The sequence below is a fragment of the Erwinia psidii genome, assembly GCF_003846135.1.
In the GTDB taxonomy this organism is placed as follows: domain Bacteria; phylum Pseudomonadota; class Gammaproteobacteria; order Enterobacterales; family Enterobacteriaceae; genus Erwinia; species Erwinia psidii.
In genome coordinates this window covers 76753-97524 of the sequence record NZ_RHHM01000001.1, presented here as the reverse complement: position 1 = coordinate 97524, position 20772 = coordinate 76753, and the positions used below count along the sequence as shown (strand labels likewise).

Below are 20772 nucleotides of genomic sequence, written 5' to 3'. Positions count from 1 at the left end.
CATGGCTTTCAGACAGAAACCGTGCGGGAATGCTGCTTTGGACTTTTGATCACCAACAGCACCAGTATAGCGCCCAGGGCGGCCACGCATCCTGCCAGTACAAAAGCGCTGTCGAATTTTCCGCTGTGCTGCACGATGAGTCCGGTCACGTAAGGACCGATGATGCCGGAAAGGCTGCCGATAAGATGAATAAAGCCACTGATACCGCCAACGCGGTTTTTGTGCACCACATCCTGTACGATAGCCCAGTAAATTGCACCGGTGATATAGAGGAAAAAGATCGACACGGACATCAGGATCACCGCAGGGTAAACTCCTTTGACCGAACCCGCGAGCGCCACGCAAACTGCCGCCGCCAGCAGAGAAACCACCAGCACAATTTTTCTGGAAAGCAGCAGTTTGCCGGTGATGTTGAAGATGCGGTCTGAGATCCATCCCCCCAGAGCCAGCCCGACAAAGCCAACTATCCACGGGATCATGGTGGTGATGCTCATTGATTTAATATCAAGATTGTGTGCCTGCACCAGATAGGCCGGGAACCAGCTGAGGAAGAAAAACAGGATGTAGTTGTAGCAGAAGAAAGCAAACGCGGTGACCAGGATAATGGGCTGGCGCAGATAGTGCCCCAGAGCGCAACCAGATTGTGTTTCTTCTGTCCCCTCTGTGGTCGCCTGTTCTGCTTTCATCTGTGCGATTAACCTGCGTTCCGCGTCGCTACAGCGACGACTTTTCAGGGGATTGTCGGCGGAGATAAGAAACCAGGCTGCCATCCACACCAGCCCAATTGAACAGATGATGACGAAAGCCAGACGCCAGCCAAACGCGAGGGCGAGATAGCCGATAACCGGCCCGGCAACCGCACCACCCAGTGGCGAACCGGCACTGAGAAAGCCCATCGCCGTGGCAGCCTGCTTTTTGGGAAACCAGCCGTTAACTGCCTTGTTGGCCGAGGCACAGATAGGGCCTTCAGCCATGCCGAACAGCACACGAAGGATCAACATTGACCAGAAGCCGGTCGCCAGCGCGGTAAAACCACAGAACAGTGACCAAAGACCCACCGCGACGCCCAGTACCAGCGTGGGCCCGAATTTGTCGGTGGCCAGCCCGCCAATAAAATTAAAGATGGCGTAGCCAAAGAAGAAACTACTGAAGATCATGCCAAATTCTGCCGCGTTTAACGTCAGGTCTTTTTCAATCAATGGCAAAGTAAGGGACAGCGCGACGCGATCGAGATAGTTAATCATGTAGACCAAAAACAACAGCAGGACGATAGTCCAGCGTAGATTTTTAAACATAACGGTTCCTTGATTATATTCAGCGTTCACCGATGCGCTGGCCGGAGAAGGAAAGGGACGGCGGCGCGTTTGCATCAGCCTGTTTTCAGTCTAAGGTCAGGATCACTTTGCAGCAGCTGCGTGGATCTTTCTCAAACAGCGTCATGGCGGCGTCAATGTCGCGCAGCGGCATAGAGTGAGTGACCAGTTTTTCTGGCTGGATGAGCTTCCCTGTCATCCAGTCAATGACCTGCGGAAAACGGTGACTGTTCAGACGTGAGGTAAACAGCGACAGTTCCTTGCTGGTCAGACTTTGCTGGGTCAGCGTGCAGGGTTCGCCAGAGAAACCCAGCAGGCCGATGCGGGCGGCTGGCGATGCCAGCGCGACCGCTTCCGCCAGTATGGCGGGGTGGCAGGCTGCATCAATGATAAGGGTCGGCTGCTCTCCCTCCAGCTGGGCTGACAGCGGAACCTTGCTGTTATCCAGCATCACATCGGCACCGCTCTCTTTTGCCATGGCAAGGCGCTCAGGCAGCCGGTCGGTGACGATCACCCTACGCAGATCATAAACACCTTTAAGCACCTGGATGGCGGTCAGCCCCATCGGTCCGGCACCGTAAATCAGGGCAACATCGGCGGGCTGTGGCCTGAGAAAAGCGCAGATGTTGGCGGCGATGGTAAATGGCTCTACCAGACAGGCGAGCCGGTCGGGAATGCTTTCTGGCAGAAGATAAGCATTTGCCGCAGGCACTACGGCATATTCACTGAAGCCACCATCGCGATGCACACCAAGCACCTGTAGCTGGCTACATACGTTTGGACGCCCCACGGAACAGGGATAACAGTGACCACAGCTCACCACCGGATCGACAGCAACACGCTCACCAATGCGGTCAGTGCCGATACCTTCGCCCACCGCATCAACCGTGCCAAAAAATTCATGGCCAATAACGCGCGGATAGCGGGCAAACGGATTGTGACCGTGCCGGATGTGTACATCTGAACCACAGATACTGGCGTAGTTGACCTTGATCCTGACCTCTCCTGCCGTCGGTACCGGCAGGGGACGCTCCTGTAAAGTAAGTTGCCCTGGTTTTTCAATAACCACCGTTTTCATTGCTTTCTCCTTAAGCTGTACGACGGGGTGCCATTTTTCGGATGACCGTATTGATCTTTGTTTGCTGCCAGCCTTTGCCGAATAACACAACAAACTGTGCGCGCAGCAGTGAGAATCCGGGCCGCCATGGATCGATATATAGCCTGACGGGCAGGCGCAAGGGGGATAAATGAGCAGCGCCAGCCTGGTCAGCGATCTCCCGGTTATCCGGTATATGCGAACCGGCGATAAAACGTTGCCGGTTTAAAATGTCCATTAAGGGCAGCTCATTAGCAGCGTACCGGGAAATACAAAAACTGACGTACTACCATACAAGATAACTGCTTTTAACATCGGATAACGATCACATTTTCAGTTCTTTCGTCTGTTCGCGCTTAACATCAGAGACCAGGAAAAGAGTGGGGCAGGCGGTGGATTATTTAACTCACCTGTTTTGTCATTCAGGGATAGCCACTTACTTTCTGACAGGGGGGAGATGAATCGCGTCGCCAGCACTGCCCTGACTTACCTGCTGCAAGGTTTGCCCGCAGCGGTTCAGGGCAGTATGCCTGGTATCCTGTGACAGGGAATGGTGGTGTTTCATCATCAGGACGTTGCCGTTAGCTGAAATCGGCATTAGCGAAAAAATGGTCGATATAATTTGAGAATATTATTCTCTTTTTAAGGTTAATATTTTGGCAGTTGCGCGGCCTGTTACAAAATTAACAGCCGCATTCCGGCAGTAATGACATTGGGATTACTGATTGTCGCCATATTGGCCTGGTAAATTTTCCGCCACTGATGAGTCGTGCCGTAATATTTTTTGGCAATCGATGACAGGGTTTCTCCTGTTTTAACCACATGGTAGCGCAAGGTTGGTGCAGGAGGTTCAGCAGATGGCAGCGGATTAATTGTGGTATCCGGCGGGGGAAAACCGGTGATGTATTCCAGATCGGCAAATTCAGCGCCGGTCATCTTCACTTGCTCAATAAACCGTTGCAGACCGGCTGCCGTCGTGGCATGAATATCGTGCATTAGCACAAGACTCAGCTCTCTTTTTTTAATTTGCTCAATACCATAATTAATCCAGGTATCGGGTTTTCTTTTCCAGTCTTCGGTGTCCACGCTCCACAGTACGCTGTGATAATTCAGCGATGCAATCAGGTTGTTGACTCTGGTGTTGCGTGCGCCGTAAGGGGGCCGAATAATATAATCTGTTGGGGCGTATTGTGAGATTAATTTTTCCGTACTGATGATCTCATCTTTTATTTCCCGGTCGGAAAGCGTTGTCAGTTGTTTATGACTGTATGTGTGATTTCCTACTCTGTGACCTTCCGTAACGATCCTGCTGATGATTTTACCGTGAGCTTTTACTCTTTCTCCCAGAACAAAAAATGTGGATTTTATTTGATGTGCTTTCAGTATATCAAGCACCAGAGGCGTGTTTGAAGAATGGGGTCCATCATCAAAACTTAGGTGTATTTTTTTCATGACAGGTCTTCCTTTTGATTATTTGTTAAAACAAATAACGGTTAAAAATACGCATCCTGTTGTATTCCGTGTGGCAGATAAATAATGAAATCCTCAATAGTTTTCATAACCGTCAGTAAGCCATAACTTGTGTGGTTTGAACACCCGGTATTTTGTCCACATGCTGCGTTTCGCAAGTCATAACGAAGCAGAGAATATAACAGAACGGGTTTTCTGCCATGGCAGTCAACGCCATTTTCCATGTCTGTTTAGGTGGCCGCGGGGACGGGATGCCTGTTGTCCCATGGAGCGCGCGGCGACAATGCGTTGCGCCTGCCCACGACCCGCGCAGGAAATACCCGATTCGACGATGGCTTGGCTTTGCCTCTCTGTTGTTTAGCCGGGACGACTGACAGCAGATGAGATGCTTTGCGGTTTCTGTCATCGTCAGCAGGAGGCCAAAGGCAGCCGGCGGTCGACATAACGTATCATGCCCAAAAACTGCACTGAGCATAGGCATTAAGCCATAGGGTGTGTTCGCAGTGATGGTTCCGTGGCACCACAGGCAGTGTGGCTCACAGCGGCGGGTATTCGGTGACGGTTTAATCCGTAGCGGTTCGGCCGACAGGTAGCGGACGTCACTGACATCCGCTATCTGTTTTTCGCGCTGTGTAAGCAGTAATCTGATATTTCAGCAGGTGATCGGTAGGGCGTTGACGCCGCGCAGATTCGCCCTGCGGTTACGCTCAATGTCTGCTTTCACCGGCTGCATGTCCGGCAGGCGTTTCAGCAATATCTCCAGAGCGACCTCCAGTTCTGCCAGCGCCAGCCGGTAGCCCATACAATGGTGTATGCCGCCACCGAAAGACAGGCTGCGTCCTTCCCGGCGTCGGATATTCAGTGTGTCGGGAGATGAGAACACGGCCGGGTCGTGATTAGCCGCGCCCAGACTGAGAAAAAGGGTGGTTCCGCGGGGAATAACCTGTCCCTGTAGCTCAATATCGTCCAGCGCGGTACGGTACAGCATCTGGACGGAACTGTCGTAGCGAAGGCACTCTGCTACAGCGGCCGGGACCAGAGCGTGGTCCTGCTTTAGCAACGCCAGTTGTTCAGGGTTGTCATGCAGTGCCAGCACGGTGTTGCACAGCATGTTTGAGGTGGTTTCGTGTCCGGCGATAAACAGCAAAATGACATTGGAGATAATTTCATCGTGTTGCAGCCTGTCACCATCGTTGCCGCTGTTGACAAAAAGCGATACAAGATCGCTGGCGGTGCTGCCCTGGCGCGACAGAATCAGCGCGCTGAAATACGCTTCCAGCCTGGCAAATGCCTGACCTGCTTTCATCAGGTCTTCTTCGCTTATCTGCGGATCGAAAGTCTTGACCAGCGCGGAGGCCGCCTCGCCAAGCCCCGCGGCGTCCGCCTCCGGGACATCCAGCATCCGGCAGATGATGCGTACCGGAAGAGGAAACGCAAATTCGCGGGCCAAATCCCAGCGCTGGCGACCCGCCATGGCATCGATCAGATCATTTGCTACCGTCAGAGCCATCTCCCTGAGCGGCTGAATTTCTTTGGTGCTGAAGGATTTCATCACCAGTCCCCTCAGACGGGCATGTTCAGGGGGATTGAGAACGAGGAACATTTTGCTCATACCCTGAAACACCGGCAGATCTGCGACATCGTTGCCAAAACGCAGTCTGATGCTATCCATATAATTTTTACCGATCTGCCGGTTGTTTAACAGCGCCTCCACGACAGCGTGGCTGCCGCTGATAATAATGTTTTTCCCGGCATCGATCAGCGGGCCATGCTCATGGAGTTTTCGGTAAAGAAGAGAAGGATTATCTAAATAGTCGGGATTCATAAGTTCATGAAGCTGCATATTCTTACCTCTGAATGAATTTGTAACTAAGGCGCGCCGGAACGTGGACAGGGCGACAGGGTATCCACTTTGCTGAGAGTGGATGCTGTCAGCCGTCCCGTCATGTCATGCCAGCAGGCGCTGGCTTACGGCGGCGCTTATCCGGTTATCCAACGGTTGTATGTGTTACCACGAAGTTGAAAGGTTCCGGGGCGCGGCATGGAAATCTGTTGTCGCCTGTCCAGCGGCCAGATAATGGTACTGAAATGACCGTTTCACGCCTGGAGCAAAGACGCCATATCGCGGCGGTGAAGCCCTTCACCGCCGCCTTTTCCAGCCTGTCACCCATCATCTTCCGACCGCCAACTGGCAGCCTGTTACCGTTCTTATTGCCGGGATGCGGTTACGCGGCGCGATGCCCGTGCGACGCGGGATAAAAAGGCAAATGAACCGGCAAAGGCGTCTGTGCACATCAACCGTGAAGATAAAAAAGGGTTAAATATCGCCTCATTAACCCGTGGTACTGATGAAAGATCCTGATTAATTTATCGCAGAAAAGATAACTTTGTGTGATTGTTTTGTTTTCAAAATGTAAATACATGCCGGGAAATTGATGGCCTGTGGCGGTGATTACGGCTGAATTTTAATGCCAGAAGAGACCAGACCATGCGGTTTATCGCCGGTTAAGGCAACATCGCTGACGGCTGGCATTGCTGTCTCCACGGCTTCAGAAACACGGCGGAGAGCCTGAGGCTGAAGGTATGACCACGGCAACGAAGGTTGTCATACCTTCAACGGAAAACAGACAATGACAGCCGTTACATCAGCAGTTCACAGGAAGGGGGCAGACGGCAGCAAAGTGCATTCGGGATCACTTCAATACGAAACTTCCGACCGCTGAGAGGCTCGCCGTCAAGGTTAAAGGTCATCTCATGGGGGGCGGTGATTTCCAGCCACGGCAGTGAAGCACGGATGATGTTTGGATTATCATCATCGTTGCCAAAAATGGAATTGAGCAACGTTGGCAGCACTTCCTTTGAGGTGACAATGCTCAGTTCCAGCCTGGCGTCATTGATCAGCGCCTGTGGACAGAGGCGCTGGCCGCCGCCGGCCTGTCGCCCGTTACCAATGCCGATCACCAGGGCATCGCCCTGCCAGCTGAAATCCGGTCCGCGTAATGTGCAGCTGTCGGCTTTCAGCGTGTCCACCCGCATCAGACCATGAATAAAGTAGGAAACGCCCCCCAGTGCAGATTTCAGCTTTTCCGGGGTTTCGGTGGTGATACGTGCACCAAAACCGCCAGTTGCCATATTGATAAAGTAGCGTTGCTGGTTAACTCTGGCGATATCAACTGAGGTGGCTTTGCCGAGAACGGCCAGCCGCAATGCATTTTCCATTTCCTGCGGAATACCCGCGCTGGTGGCGAAGTCATTGGCTGTCCCCAGTGGAATGATCCCCAGCACCGGACGGTGTTCGTCTGGCAGACCGACCAGCGCGGTTGCAATCTCATTAACCGTGCCGTCGCCACCGGCTGCCACTACCGTGGAGGCATTAAGCGACAGGGCTTCTTTAACGTAACGCGCTCCGTCACCGTGTTCCCAGGTGACGCGCACCTCAATTGACTCACCTTCCTGACGCAGGGTCTGAATGGCGGCGCGCAGGGCCTCGTTACCTGCACCTTTACCGTTAAGGATCACCAGCGTAAGCGAATGTTTGTCCATGCATTTTTCCTGTCAGAACGGGCTTAAAACTGTTTCAGTTATAGCATATTCAGCAAGAAACGGAGCAGGGAGAAGAAAAAGGTGCAAAAAATATGGCCCGTCAGGAGAGATTCTGTGCGGGCCAGAGGAAATGATTGGAAAGACACTGTTTTGAATATGTTGTTTTCAGCCTGAGCATCATAGCCAGTAAACGGCCCGACTTGTGTGATCGGATCCCAATAACCAGCACAGGCACATTTATTTTATCGCGGCAAGAGCGTCAGGAGGCTTATATAAAAGACCGCTGCCTGGCTCAGCCCGTGCCGGGCCCGAATGCGCCCGGTGCCAGACGGTCGGCGTGCGTTCAGCCAACCACCCCGGTGACGAGCTTCAGCGCCCATTCGCTTCGTTTTACGCTTCAGAGCATTGCGGCATCAACGCGCGACGATGGCAGCAGCAGTCTGACCCGTTTTCACCATCTCACCACCTGCTGGCGCTGACAGCCTTAACAGCACGGGCCGTTATTCGTCCTCCCTGGCAGGAAAATTACGCATCAGCAGGGCAAAGGTCAGTGCGATCTCTTCCGGCACCGGGATCCAGACCATATGGCCATTGCCGGGGGCAACGTCTGTGGGCTGTGCTTTGGCGTTTTCCATCCGTTGCAGCTGGAAAGTGATATTGCCTGCCGGCGTCATCAGCTCCAGACTGTCGCCTGTGCTGAATTTATTTTTCACCTCAACCTGTGCCAGGCTGCCGCGACGCTCACCGGTAAACTCCCCGACAAATTGCTGGCGATCGGATGCAGAAAAACTCTGTTGGTAGTTTTGATAGCTGTCGTGGGTGTGGCGGCGCAAAAAGCCTTCGGTGTAACCGCGATGGGCCAGACTTTCCAGTGTCTCCAGTAGCGTATTATCGAAGGGTTTTCCGGCAGCGGCATCGTCGATGGCCCGGCGATAAACCTGAGCCGTGCGGGCGCAGTAATAATGTGATTTGGTGCGCCCTTCAATTTTCAGCGAATGGACCCCCATTGCGCTGAGACGGCCTACGTGTGCCACCGCCCGCAGATCTTTGGAATTCATGATGTAGGTGCCGTGCTCATCCTCAAAGGCGGTCATGTATTCGCCCGGCCGCATTGCTTCTTCAATCATAAATACGCTGTCGGTTGGCTGGCCTTTGCCCAGCGTTGGTTCAATGGTTTTTACCGGGATCGGCTGATGCTGATGCACAATTTGCCCCAGCTCGTCCTGTTTCCCTTCCTGCACCTTATATTCCCAGCGGCAGGCGTTGGTGCAGGTGCCCTGATTCGGATCGCGTTTGTTGATATACCCGGAGAGCAGGCAGCGGCCGGAATAAGCCATGCACAGCGCACCGTGGACAAAAATCTCCAGCTCCATGTCCGGCACCTGCTGGCGGATCTCCTCAATCTCCTCCAGCGACAGCTCGCGGGAGAGGATCACGCGGGTCAGTCCCATCTGCTGCCAGAATTTTACCGTCGCCCAGTTCACCGCGTTAGCCTGCACCGACAGATGGATATCCATCTGTGGAAACGCCTCCCGCACCATCATGATCAGACCAGGATCGGACATGATTAACGCATCCGGTCCCATCGCCACCACGGGTTGCAAATCACGGATAAAGGTTTTCAGCTTGGCGTTGTGCGGGGCGATATTGACCACCACGTAGAACTTTTTACCCAGCGCATGAGCTTCGCTGATGCCGGTGGCCAGATTCTGGTGGTTGAATTCGTTATTACGCACCCGCAGGCTGTAGCGTGGCTGACCGGCGTACACTGCATCAGCGCCATAAGCAAAGGCATAGCGCATATTTTTCAGCGTCCCGGCCGGAGAGAGCAGTTCCGGTTTGAACATGAGGATTTCCAGTTGTTAACTGATGTCAGGTCAGATATTGCTGTGCGGCCCGCCCTGGTAATGGCAGCTGTGCACCTCAAAAGTGAACAGACCGACCATCGCCGGGGCGACCCTGCAAAATGTGCGGGGATTGTAGAAGCTGGCGGGAACAATGTAAATTGCGCTAGATCAAGCGGCAGACGTCTGCCTCCCACCGGTAGCCCATTCCGTATACCGCGCGGATAAAGGGCTGGTCAGCATCCAGCGCCTCCAGTTTACGACGCAGGTTTTTGATATGGCTGTCAATGGTGCGATCGGTTACCACGCGGTAATCATCGTACAGGTGATTGAGCAGCATCTCTCTTGAGAACACTTTACCCGGTTCCTGTGCCAGGGTTTTCAGCAGACGGAATTCAGCAGGGGTCAGGTCCAGCACGGCGTCATTCCAACGAGCCTGGAAGCGCCCTTCATCCACCACCAGCAGCGACACTTTCTGTGCTTCTTCCTGGGTATGTCGGCAGCGTTTCAGGATTGTTTTGACACGGGCCACCACTTCACGCGGGCTGAAGGGTTTACAGACATAATCATCGGCCCCCATTTCCAGCCCCAGCAGGCGATCAATCTCTTCGGTTTTGGCGGTGACCATAATCACCGGCAGGTCTGAAAAACGGCGAATTTCGCGGCACAGCGACAAACCGTCCATTCCCGGTAGCATCAGATCCAGCAGCAACAGATCTGGCGGTGTCTGTTTCATCCAGGTCAGCACTTCGTCACCGCGTAGCAGATGATGGGTGCGGTAGCCGGCGGCTTGCAGATAATCCACCAGCAGCTGGCCGAGTTTTGGCTCATCCTCAACGATCAGGATCAGTGGGGGTTGCGAATTCATATCACTCCTGACACAGCGTGAGGGAGAAGATCCCTCATTTAATTTTTTTGGCAGGGTAAGTGTACTGTAATTCTCAGGCCACCGGCAGGGGAGTGATCCGCACTGATATTTCCATCATGTGCTTCCACGATATTCTGACAGATTGCCAGCCCCAGACCGGAACCCCCGCTGGCACGGTTTCGCGAATGGTCCGCGCGATAAAAACGCTCGAAAATCTGCCCGCGTTGCCCGTCGGTGATGCCGGGTGCGCTATCGTCAAAACGAAGCGTAAGCGGGTTATCAGCGGTGTCCAGCGTGATTACCAGACCGCCCCCTGCATCGGTATAACGCAGGCTGTTTTCCAGCAGATTAGTGAACAGCTGCATCAGGCGGTTCGGATCGCCAAACAGCACGGCCTGAGCAGGGAGATTGAGCGTCAGGCTCAGATGGTGATGTTGATAGCGGTGGCTGAAGTTGGCGACCACCAGCTCCAGCAGTGGTACCAGGTTAATATCACTTTTACGGTAGGCCAGCGCGCCCTCATCGGAAAGTGAAAGCTGGTGTACGTCATCCACCAGTTTGGTGAGTGTACTCACTTCGCCCTGCAATGAGATAATGGATTCCGGTGTCAGTTTGCGCACGCCATCCTGAATGGCTTCCAGCTCACCACGCAAAATCGCCAGCGGCGTTCGCAGCTCATGGGATATATCGGCCATAAATGCGCGTCGCATACTCTCGTTTTTCTCAAGCGTACTGGCCAGACGATTGAAATCCTGTGCCAGAAGGCCCAGCTCATCGCGGCTGTTGGCCTCCACCCGGCTGCTGAAATCACCGGCCGCCAGCTGATGGGTGCCTTCTACCAGACGTTTTACCGGTGCGAGAAAACCCCGTGACATCAGCCAGGTGACCAGCGCCGCCAGTAGCATGGTCAGACCGACAATAATCCAGCTGGTACGTTTCTGCTGCCGATCGAAGTTGATATCGGCGCTGCGGGTCAGGCGCTCCGGCGGAGAGCCAATCACCCAGCCAACAATATGCCCGTTGCCGGTGGTAATATTTCGCCGGTTGCCCTCCGGCGGTACTGGCAGACGTGGGCCGATTATCACATGATATTGTTGATCAATTACCCAGAACTGGGTACGCCAGCCGTGTGGCGGAAGCTGTATGTTGGCGTCCGGGTTTTGTTCCAACGAATGCAGGATCTGATACACCAGCCGGTTATTGTTACGCAGGAAATCCCAGTTACCGTGCTGCTCATACTGATCGGCCAGCGCATCACTGAGCATCACCAGCCGCTGCTCGTTGCCTTTTTTGATGTAATCGATAAAGCCATGCTCAAAACTGAGGCGGATCCCCCAGTGCATGGTAATCAGCACCAACATACAGGTGGAAAAAATTGCCATAAACAGTCTGGCCGTGATACCGATACGCAACCGGGCAAACATCAGGATCTCCTCTGGTGTGTCAGCACCACATTTTTAGTGACATCAGTCGGGACGCGTCTGAATATCAGCACCGGGAGGATAATCACCACGGCCATGCACAGCCAGCTGTAAATAAAGGCCTGGCGCACCCCCGGTATCCCCTCCAGTCCCAGCTGACCAAAGGTGGCAAGCAACAGTCCGGCCAGAGTGACGCCGATACTCATTGACAGTTGCATCACCATCGACAGCAGGCTGTTACCGCCACTGGCCAGATCGTCAGGCAGAGATTTTAGCGTCAGCGTGTTCATTGTCGAGAAACGGATGGCATTGACCATGCCCAGCATAAACAGCACCCCCGGCAGCAGCCATTTCCAGTCCAGCAGTGCTACCACCGGGAACAGTACGACCACCAGGCTGAGTGCGACGGTGGTAAAAACCAACACGTTACGATAACCGAAGCGGTTAACAATCTGCACCACAATACGTTTCATACCCATATTGCCCAGCACCATTGGGATCATCATTAGTCCGGCATGAAACGGGCTAAAACCCATGCCAATTTGCAGGAATAGTGGAGCCATAAACGGCAGCATCCCGCTGCCAATTCGCCCGGTAAAGCTGCCCAACAGGCCAGTGGCATAGAGCGGGTGCCTGAATAACGCCAGGCTGAACAGCGCATGATCATTGTTACGGGCATACAGCAGATAAAACAGCAGGGAAAACAGGCCGCCTGGTATCAGCAGACAGAGCGACAGGGGAGATCTCCCCGGACCACCCTCACCGCTGAGCGCCAGCGTCAGCGTGGCCAGGCCGGTGGCCAGCAGAATAAAACCGGTGAAATCAAAGCGCCGTGGTGGCAGTTTCAGGTTGGGCAACAGCAGCAGTGTGGCGACCGCACCGACCAGCCCAACCGGCAGATTAATCAGGAAGATCCAGTGCCAGCTGGCATACTGCACCAGCACGCCGCCCAGCGCCGGACCGAGCAGGGTGCCAGTCTGGCCCGGCAGGGTGACCAGCGTCATCGCGGCCATATACTGTTCTCGGGGGACCAGTTTCATCACCGTCAGACGACCTACCGGCACCATCATCGCGCCGCCGATGCCCTGCACCACGCGTGCGGCTATCAGCTGATCCAGCGTCGCTGCCTGCACGCAAAACAGCGATCCGGCACTGAACAGAAGGAGGGCGCTGAAAAAAATATTCCGCACGCCAAAGCGGTCCGCCAGCCAGCCGCTGAGCGGCAACATCACCGCCACGGTCAGCACATAAGAGACAACCACCGAGTGCATATGCAGCGGACTGACCCCCAGGCTCACCGCCATTGACGGCAGGGCGGTGTTGACAATGGTAGTATCCAGCGACTGCATAAAGAAGCCAAAGGCGACAATCCACAGTGGCCAGCGCACCGTTGAGGAAAGGTTTTTTCCCGATCCGGTCCGGGCTGATTTACGAAACACCTGTTACTCCGTCTGATGCGCGGGTGGTTTTTCGCCGTAGCTTATCCATATAGAGATAGACCACCGGCGTGGTGTAGAGCGTCAGCAACTGGCTCATCACCAGACCGCCTGCGATGGTGATCCCCAGCGGTTGACGCAGTTCTGCCCCGTCCCCGGAGGTCAGCACCAGCGGCAGTGCGCCAAACAGGGCCGCCAGCGTGGTCATCATAATCGGACGAAAGCGGAGCAGGCTGGCGTCGAAAATAGCCGCGCGGGCCGTCAGCTGACCGTTGCGTTGCGCCTCCAGCGCAAAATCGACCATCATGATGGCGTTCTTTTTGACAATGCCTATCAGCAGCAGGATACCGATCAGCGCAATCAGACTGAAGGGCGCGTTGAACAGTTCCAGCGCCAGCAGCGCACCCAGGCCGGCTGAAGGCAGCGTGGAGAGGATAGTCAGCGGATGCACATAACTTTCATACAGGATCCCCAGTACGATGTATACGGTGGCGATGGCGGCCAGGATCATCCACAGCTGGTTGTTCTGTGTCTTCTGAAAAAGCTGTGCCGTACCGGCAAAGCTACCCCTCACGCTGGCAGGGACGCCGAGCGAGGTCATACTGCGATCTATCGCTTCTGACGCCTGCGACAGGGAGACGCCCTCCGGCAGGTTAAAGGAAATTGTCGAGGCGGCTGACAGTCCCTGATGGTTGACGGAAATCGGTGCGTTTGCCGGTTGCCAGCTGGCAAAAGAGGAGAGTGGAATCGCTTTGCCCTCGGAGTTCATCACGTACATTAACGCCAGCGAACCGATGTCCTGGATATAGCGGGGGTCGATCTCCATGACCACTTTGTACTGGTTGAGTGGCTGATAGATGGTGGAGATTTGGCGCTGACCGAAGGCGTTATTTAACAGGTTGTTGACGTCCGATACCTTAATTCCGAGCCGTGCCATGCTGGCGCGATCGTAGGTCAGCGCCATTTCCGCGCCTTTATCCTGCCGATCGGAGTTAACGTCGGCCAGCTCTGGCAGTGCGGCAAACGCCTGGCGGATTTTTGGTTCCCAGCGGCGCAAATCATCCAGACTGTCTGACAGCAACGTGTACTGATAACCGGCGTTGGACTCACGTCCCCCCATGCGAAAATCCTGCACCGCCTGCAACCAGAGACTGGCACCCGACTCCTTTGCCAGCTTAAGCCGCAGCCTGGAAATCACCTGTTGCGCGTTTTCGCTGCGTTGCTTCAGGGGGTTCAGTGAGATAAACATCATGCCGCTGTTGGTGCGTGAGCCGCCGGTAAAGCCGACCACGCTCTCCACCGCCTCGTCATCGCGGATAATTTTCATGAAATCCTGCAGTTTTCCCCGCATCGCCTGGAAGGAGATGCTCTGGTCGGCCTGAATATGGCCCATCAGGCGTCCGGTATCCTGTTCCGGCATAAAGGTCTTCGGTACCGTGGCATAAAGATAAAACGTCATACCGATGGTGGCGACAAACACCAGCAGCGCCCAGCGCGAATGGTCCAGCACCCAGTGCAGCGAACGACCATAGCCCTGGCGGATAAGGGAAAACAGGCCGTCGAAATAGCGTCGACGCGATGGCTGATGTGCCTGCGTTTTCAGTAAGCGGGCGCACATCATCGGTGTCAGCGTGACGGAGATCAGCAGCGAAATCGCTATCGACACCGACAGCGTTAGGGCAAACTCCCTGAAAAAGCGGCCAACCACCCCTCCCAGTAACAGCAGGGGCAGAAATACGGCAACCAGCGACAGGCTCATCGACAACACGGTAAAACCCACTTCATGTACGCCACGCAGGGAAGCCTGCAATGGTTTCATCCCTGCTTCAACGTGGCGGGAGATATTTTCCAGCACCACGATGGCATCATCCACCACAAAACCGCTGGCAATCGTCAGTGCCATCAGTGAGAGATTATTCAGGCTGAAACCGAGCAAATACATCGCGGCAAAGGTGCCAATCAGCGACACCGGCACGGCCACCGCCGGGATCAGCGTGGCTCGGCCTGAGCGCAGGAACAGAAATACCACCAGCACCACGAGGATCACGGAAATCACCAGCGACTGCTCCACTTCCGCCAGCGAAGCGCGGATGGTGGGAGAACGATCCTGGGCGACATCCAGATGAATACTGGCCGGAATAATGGTGCGCAGGGTCGGGACCTCGGCACGAATTCTGTCCACCGTGTCAATAATGTTAGCTTCCGGCAGCTTGCGGATCATCAGCAGGATAGCCGGTTTTGCATTTGCCATCCCGGCGTTCCGCACATCCTGCACTGAGTCAGTTACGCTGGCCACGTCCTCAAGGCGCACGGTGGCACCGTTTTGATAGTGCACCACCAGTGGCCGATATTCTGCCGCCGTTTTCAGTTCATCGTTGGTTTTTAACTGCCAGCGCTGCTGCCGATCTTCAATCATGCCCTGGGGACGGCGCTGATTGGCGTTGGCGATAGTTTGCCGCACCGCATCCAACGACACGCCCTGGTTGAACAACGCCTGTGGGTTCAGCGCCACCCGCACCGCGGGCAGTGAACTGCCGCCGATGGACACATCGCCCACCCCATCAATTTGTGCCAGCTTCTGTGCCAGCTGGGTGGAGGCATAGTCATATAACTCCCCCTGTGAATAGCTGTCTGAGGTCAGGGTCAGGATCATTATTGGGGCATCGGAAGGATTGGCTTTCCGCCAGGCTGGGCGGTTGGGCATCCCGCTGGGCAGCAGACTTTGTGCTGCGTTAATCGCTCCCTGTACATCGCGCGCCGCACCATTGATATCACGGTCATAATCAAACATCAGGATAATGCGGGTACTGCCCAGAGAGCTGGTGGAGGTCATCTCCGTTACGCCGGCGATACGGCCCAGCGAGCGCTCCAGTGGGGTAGCCACCGAAGACGCCATGGTTTCCGGCGAGGCGCCCGGCAGAGACGCCGAGACCATGATCACCGGAAAATCCATCTGCGGCAGCGGGGCGACCGGCAGCAGCCGTAAGCCAAGAATACCCGCAAGGGTAATGGCAACGGTTATCAGCAGGGTGGCCACCGGGCGATGGATAAACAGCGCAAAAAATTTCACTGCGTCTCCTCCCGACCCGCGCGGCGACGTGTGATATGGGCCAGTCGGTCAAACAGCAAATAGATAACCGGCGTGGTGAACAGCGTCAGCACCTGGCTTACGATCAGACCGCCCACCATGGCGATACCCAGCGGCTGGCGCAGTTCTGCACCTTGTCCGGTGCTGAGCATCAGCGGCAGCGCGCCCAGCAGCGCGGCCAGCGTGGTCATCAGGATCGGGCGGAAACGCAGCAGGCAGGCCTGATAAATCGCCTCATAAGGCGCCATTCCCCGCTCACGTTCGGCGGCCAGCGCAAAGTCGATCATCATAATGGCGTTCTTCTTCACAATACCAATCAGCAAAATAATGCCGATGATGGCAATCACATCCAGCTCACTACCGCTTAACATCAGCGCCAGCAGTGCGCCTACCCCCGCCGTGGGGAGGGTGGACAAAATGGTAATGGGATGAATGAAGCTCTCATACAGCACGCCCAGCACGATATACATTGCCACAATCGCGGCAACAATCAGCCAGACGGTGCTGGAAAGGGCCGCCTGGAAAGCCAGAGTACTGCCCTGGAACTGGGTCATTAGCTCCGCAGGCATGGCCAGCTCACGTTTTGCTTTGGTGATGGCATTGACCGCCTGCTCCAGCGAGTAGCCGTCGCTGACATTGAACGAGAATGTGGTGGAGGGAAACTGATCGAGATGGTTAATACTCAGCGCGCCATGGCGCTGTTCAATACTGGCAATGGCACTGAGCGGCACCACCGTGCCATTACTGCCCGTCAGGCGAATGGCATCCAGCGAGGCCAGCCCTGGCGTGGTGCTGGTATCGTGCTCCAGCACCACGCGATACTGGCTGGACTGTGTGTAAATGGTTGAAATCAGACGCTGACCAAAAGCGTTATAGAGCGCGTTGTCGACGTCGGCCATGGTGATCCCCAGACGGCTGGCAGTGTCGCGATCCACCCGGATAAAGGCTTCTGGGGCCTTGTCCTGCCAGTCGCTACTGATATCCTGTAACGCTGGCAATGTGCTCAGTTGTGCCATCAGTTTCGGCACCCATAGACTCAGGGCATCCAGCGATCCGGCCTGGAGTGTGAACTGATATTGCGTGCGGCTTACGGTAGTATCAATGGTCAGATCCTGCACCGGTTGCAGGTAAAGATCCACGCCGGGAAGCTGTGCCACCTCGCGCTGCAAACGGTTAATCACCTCCGGGATGCGATCGTTGCGCTCACTTAACGGCCGGAGGTTAATTTGCAGCCTGCCGCTGTTCAGAGCCGGGTTGGTGCCGTCAACGCCGATAAATGAGGTGAGGCTGGCAACCGCCGGATCTTGCATAATCAGTGATGCCACCTGTTGCTGGCGCTGCGCCATGTTGGCGTAAGAGACGGACTGAGGCGCCTGAAGCGTGCCCTGGATAACGCCGTTATCCTGGACAGGGAAGAAGCCTTTTGGAATGGTTATCCACAGCACTACCGTCAGCGCCATCGTTGCCAGCGCCACACTCAGCGTCAGCCAGGGGTGATTGAGCACCTTGCTCAGGAGGCGACCATAAGCGGCAATTACCCGTTCAAACATCGCTTCGCTGGCGCGGGAGAAGCGGTTCTGTTTTTGCAACGACGCGGCACTGAGCATTCTTGCGCACATCATCGGCGTCAGCGTCAGCGATACCACGGCAGAGATCAGGATCGAGACCGCCAGCGTAACGGCAAATTCGCGGAACAGTCTGCCGACAATATCGCCCATAAACAGCAGCGGGATCAGCACGGCAATCAGCGACAACGTCAGCGAGATAATAGTAAAGCCGATCTCCCCGGTGCCTTTCAGCGCCGCTGTCAGCGGCTTCTCACCTTTTTCGATATAGCGTGAGATATTTTCGATCACCACAATGGCGTCATCCACCACAAAACCGGTGGCAATGGTCAGCGCCATCAGCGTCAGATTATTGACCGAGAAACCAAGAAACCAAATCACCGCAAAAGTACCGACCAGCGACAGCGGCACGGCCACGGCTGGGATGATGGTAGCGGGAACGTTGCGCAAAAAAAGATAAATAATCATGATCACCAGCGCGATGGCCAGCATCAGCTCGAACTGCACATCCGTGACGGACGCACGGATATTAATGGTGCGGTCAGTAAGCACCTGCACATTCACCGATTTAGGCAGCGAGGCGGTCAGCCCCGGCAGCATCGCCCGGATGCTGTCCGCGGTGGTAATAATGTTGGCACCGGGTTGGCGCTGCACGTTCAGTACAATCGCGGGTTGCTGGTTAGCCCATGCGCCCAGCCAGCGGTTTTCCGCGCCCTGTTCGACGACCGACACATCGCCCAGCCGTATTGGGGAACCGTTCCTGTAGGTCACGATCAGCTGGCGATAATCTTCGGCGGACTTCATCTGATCGTTGGCCGAGAGGGTCACGGAACGCGTCGGGCCGTCGAGGCTACCTTTGGCGGAATTGACGTTGGCGCTGCTGATCGCGGTGCGCACCGTTTCGCTATCCAGCCCCAGCGCGGCCAGCGCCTGTGGATTAAGCTTTACCCTGACGGCCGGACGCCGACCGCCTGATAACGTCACCAGCCCGACGCCGGATACCTGCGAAATTTTCTGTGCCACCCGCGTTTCCACCATGTCCTGCACCTGGGTTAACGGCATGCTGTTGCTGGTAACCGCCAGCGTCATGATCGGCGGGTCGGCAGGATTCACTTTGCTGTAAACGGGGGGGGTTGGCAGATCGGAGGGCAGCAGATTAGCCGCGGCGTTAATCGCCGCCTGCACTTCCTGCTCCGCCACATCCAGTGGCAGCGTCAGCTGAAACTGTAACGTGACCACCGACGCACCGCCGGCACTCTGCGAAGACATTTGCTTTAAGCCAGACATCTGGCCGAACTGGCGCTCCAGTGGTGCGGTAACAGAGGAAGTGACCACATCCGGGCTGGCCCCCGGATAAAGGGTAACCACCTGAATGGTCGGATAGTCCACTTCCGGCAGGGCGGAAACGGGCAGGACGCGCCAGGCGAGGATCCCCGCCAGCAGAATAGCCACCATCAACAGGGTGGTGGCAACCGGGCGGAGAATAAACGGCCGGGAAAGCCCGCCGCCGTGATTATTGGGAGAAACCGACGGCATCAGGAGTGGCTTCCTTTTGACGGCTGGCTGGTTTTACCGGAGCTGAGTGGGGTGGACTGCGGTGCGACCACCTCCACTTTCACGCCTTCGGTCAAGCGATCAATGCCGTCTGTCACCACCCGCTCACCGGCATCCAGCCCGGCGGCAATCACCACTTTCTGATCCTCCTCCAGCGCGGTGGTGACCGCTTTTTTACTGACGTTGTTTTCCGCATTGACCACCCAGACAAAATGTCCTTCATTGCCCATCTGCAGTGCTGCGGCGGGAATAACAATCGCGTCCTGCAAGGTGTTGACTTTCAGCCGGGCGTTGACGAACTGGTTGGGAAAGAGCGCGTCATCGCCGTTGGTAAAGCGGGCTTTCAGTTTGATCGTGCCGGTGGTGGCATCCACCTGGTTATCCATACTCAACAGCGTGCCGCGGGTTAGCAATGTCCTGTTGCTGCGGTCCCAGGCTTCCACCACTACGGGGTGGCTCCCTTTTTGCGCGGCTGTCAGGGTGCTGATGGCGTTTTCCGGCAGGCTGAACACCAGGTCAATGGGATGCGTCTGGGTGATCACCACAATGCCGTTAGTATCACCGCTGGTGATATAGTTGCCGACATCCACCTGCCTCAGACCCACGCGGCCAGAAATGGGGGAGGTGATCCGGCTCCAGCTCAGATTGAGCTGCGCGCTGGCAACGCTGGCTTCGTCAACTTTAATGGTCCCAAGCGTCTCACTGACCAGCGCGCGCTGGGCATCCATCTCCTGCTGCGAAACCAGCCTGCTTTTAGCCAGCTGTTCATAGCGAGCCAGATCGCGGCGGGCGTTTGTCAGCGTGGCCTGGTCTTTTGCCAGCTGTCCCTGCGCCTGCGCCAGCGCGACCTGCCACGGACGAGGGTCGATGTCTGCCAGCAGCTGTCCCGCCTGTACTTCCTGTCCTTCATTGAAATGTATCGCGGTCAGTTCGCCGTCAACGCGGCTGCGCAAGGTCACCGTATTGGCAGCCACGACGGTGCCCAGACCGGAAAGGAACTGTGGCACGCTTTGCGTCACGGCTTCAGTGGCCTGTACCGGTGGCAGCACGCCGCTCCCGCCACGATGTCCCCCCTGGCCTTTTGCCTGCGGGCGGCTGGCGGCTGGCGCACCGTTTGGCGCTGTATCGGCGTGGCTAAACCACCAGTATGTCCCTGCGACCGCCAGGGCGACCACGATCAAAATCGGCAACAACTGACGGGAACGACCTGTAGTTTTCATAGTGATTGTTAGCTCTCCGATAGCAAGGGTAAAGTCCGGGGGAATATCAGCCCCAAAGTGTAGCGAGTCAGATGGAAAAAAAATTGAAGGAAATAAGGATAACGATTCAGCTAATGTAAGTATTAACGAGGTGAAATTGTTTTGCCCTACATCAATCCTGCGTCTCAGTTAAGCTTTGCTAAGCTGGTAGTTACGCAGAAAACCATGCAATACCCTTCATACTTCAGGGTGCGTTGGCTGTACTGAGTTACCTGAATCGCTTACCTGAGTAAGCGCATCGGGATCCCCCCGATTGCCGGGTGATTTGGCCATCCGGCCTCACCCCATCGGTGCCAGCACTTTTAAATGCGTTGG

13 protein-coding genes are annotated in these 20772 nt (G+C 55.6%); all 13 read right to left on the bottom strand.

Features of this window, described 5'->3' with window-relative positions:
* Nucleotides 1–8 precede the first annotated feature (8 nt).
* Nucleotides 9–1295, bottom strand: coding sequence for an MFS transporter (locus EB241_RS00405; protein WP_124231267.1), 1287 nt, complete (start codon nt 1293–1295; stop codon nt 9–11).
* 85 nt (nt 1296–1380) lie between these two features.
* Nucleotides 1381–2391, bottom strand: a complete 1011-nt coding sequence (locus EB241_RS00400; RefSeq protein ID WP_124231266.1) for a Zn-dependent oxidoreductase — start codon at nt 2389–2391, stop codon at nt 1381–1383.
* A gap of 10 nt (nt 2392–2401) precedes the next feature.
* The gene (locus EB241_RS00395) at nt 2402–2647 is read right to left on the bottom strand and encodes a hypothetical protein (RefSeq protein ID WP_124231265.1); all 246 of its coding nucleotides are present in this window, start codon (nt 2645–2647) and stop codon (nt 2402–2404) included.
* Nucleotides 2648–3084: 437 nt separating this feature from the next.
* Nucleotides 3085–3861, bottom strand: coding sequence for a polysaccharide deacetylase family protein (locus EB241_RS00390; protein WP_124231264.1), 777 nt, complete (start codon nt 3859–3861; stop codon nt 3085–3087).
* 670 nt (nt 3862–4531) lie between these two features.
* Nucleotides 4532–5722, bottom strand: a complete 1191-nt coding sequence (locus EB241_RS00385) for a cytochrome P450 (protein WP_124231263.1) — start codon at nt 5720–5722, stop codon at nt 4532–4534.
* Between the two features lie 797 nt (nt 5723–6519).
* Nucleotides 6520–7422, bottom strand: coding sequence for a lipid kinase YegS (yegS, locus tag EB241_RS00380; protein WP_124231262.1), 903 nt, complete (start codon nt 7420–7422; stop codon nt 6520–6522).
* A 500-nt stretch (nt 7423–7922) separates the two neighbouring features.
* Nucleotides 7923–9269, bottom strand: a complete 1347-nt coding sequence (gene trhP / locus EB241_RS00375) for a prephenate-dependent tRNA uridine(34) hydroxylase TrhP (RefSeq protein WP_124231261.1) — start codon at nt 9267–9269, stop codon at nt 7923–7925.
* Nucleotides 9270–9432: 163 nt separating this feature from the next.
* Nucleotides 9433–10134 (bottom strand): envelope stress response regulator BaeR, encoded by a 702-nt coding sequence (gene baeR / locus EB241_RS00370; RefSeq protein ID WP_124231260.1) that lies wholly within the window; start codon nt 10132–10134, stop codon nt 9433–9435.
* Between the two features lie 38 nt (nt 10135–10172).
* Entirely contained in the window at nt 10173–11558 is a 1386-nt protein-coding gene (baeS, locus tag EB241_RS00365; protein ID WP_124231259.1) for an envelope stress sensor histidine kinase BaeS, read from the bottom strand.
* Nucleotides 11558–12994, bottom strand: coding sequence for a multidrug transporter subunit MdtD (mdtD, locus tag EB241_RS00360; protein WP_124231258.1), 1437 nt, complete (start codon nt 12992–12994; stop codon nt 11558–11560). Before mdtD ends, baeS begins: the two co-directional genes overlap by 1 nt.
* Nucleotides 12984–16061 carry a multidrug efflux RND transporter permease subunit MdtC gene (gene mdtC / locus EB241_RS00355; protein ID WP_124231257.1) on the bottom strand — a complete coding sequence of 1026 codons (3078 nt, stop codon included), beginning with the start codon at nt 16059–16061 and terminating at the stop codon, nt 12984–12986. Before mdtC ends, mdtD begins: the two co-directional genes overlap by 11 nt.
* A complete protein-coding gene (locus EB241_RS00350) occupies nt 16058–19180 on the bottom strand; it encodes an MdtB/MuxB family multidrug efflux RND transporter permease subunit (protein WP_124231256.1) in 3123 nt (1040 codons plus the stop codon). The genes mdtC and EB241_RS00350 overlap by 4 nt, the downstream gene beginning before the upstream one ends.
* On the bottom strand, nt 19180–20418 hold the full coding sequence (locus EB241_RS00345) for an MdtA/MuxA family multidrug efflux RND transporter periplasmic adaptor subunit (RefSeq protein ID WP_124231255.1): 1239 nt from the start codon (nt 20416–20418) through the stop codon (nt 19180–19182). The genes EB241_RS00350 and EB241_RS00345 overlap by 1 nt, the downstream gene beginning before the upstream one ends.
* Nucleotides 20419–20772 lie beyond the last annotated feature (354 nt).

What these genes read in the sequence shown, in the direction of transcription:
- EB241_RS00405 (WP_124231267.1), bottom strand. Translation starts at nt 1,295, where the DNA reads ATGTTTAAAAATCTACGCTGGACTATCGTCCTGCTGTTGTTTTTGGTC.
- EB241_RS00400 (WP_124231266.1), bottom strand. Translation starts at nt 2,391, where the DNA reads ATGAAAACGGTGGTTATTGAAAAACCAGGGCAACTTACTTTACAGGAG.
- EB241_RS00395 (WP_124231265.1), bottom strand. Translation starts at nt 2,647, where the DNA reads ATGGACATTTTAAACCGGCAACGTTTTATCGCCGGTTCGCATATACCG.
- EB241_RS00390 (WP_124231264.1), bottom strand. Translation starts at nt 3,861, where the DNA reads ATGAAAAAAATACACCTAAGTTTTGATGATGGACCCCATTCTTCAAAC.
- EB241_RS00385 (WP_124231263.1), bottom strand. Translation starts at nt 5,722, where the DNA reads ATGCAGCTTCATGAACTTATGAATCCCGACTATTTAGATAATCCTTCT.
- yegS (WP_124231262.1), bottom strand. Translation starts at nt 7,422, where the DNA reads ATGGACAAACATTCGCTTACGCTGGTGATCCTTAACGGTAAAGGTGCA.
- trhP (WP_124231261.1), bottom strand. Translation starts at nt 9,269, where the DNA reads ATGTTCAAACCGGAACTGCTCTCTCCGGCCGGGACGCTGAAAAATATG.
- baeR (WP_124231260.1), bottom strand. Translation starts at nt 10,134, where the DNA reads ATGAATTCGCAACCCCCACTGATCCTGATCGTTGAGGATGAGCCAAAA.
- baeS (WP_124231259.1), bottom strand. Translation starts at nt 11,558, where the DNA reads ATGTTTGCCCGGTTGCGTATCGGTATCACGGCCAGACTGTTTATGGCA.
- EB241_RS00350 (WP_124231256.1), bottom strand. Translation starts at nt 19,180, where the DNA reads ATGCCGTCGGTTTCTCCCAATAATCACGGCGGCGGGCTTTCCCGGCCG.
- EB241_RS00345 (WP_124231255.1), bottom strand. Translation starts at nt 20,418, where the DNA reads ATGAAAACTACAGGTCGTTCCCGTCAGTTGTTGCCGATTTTGATCGTG.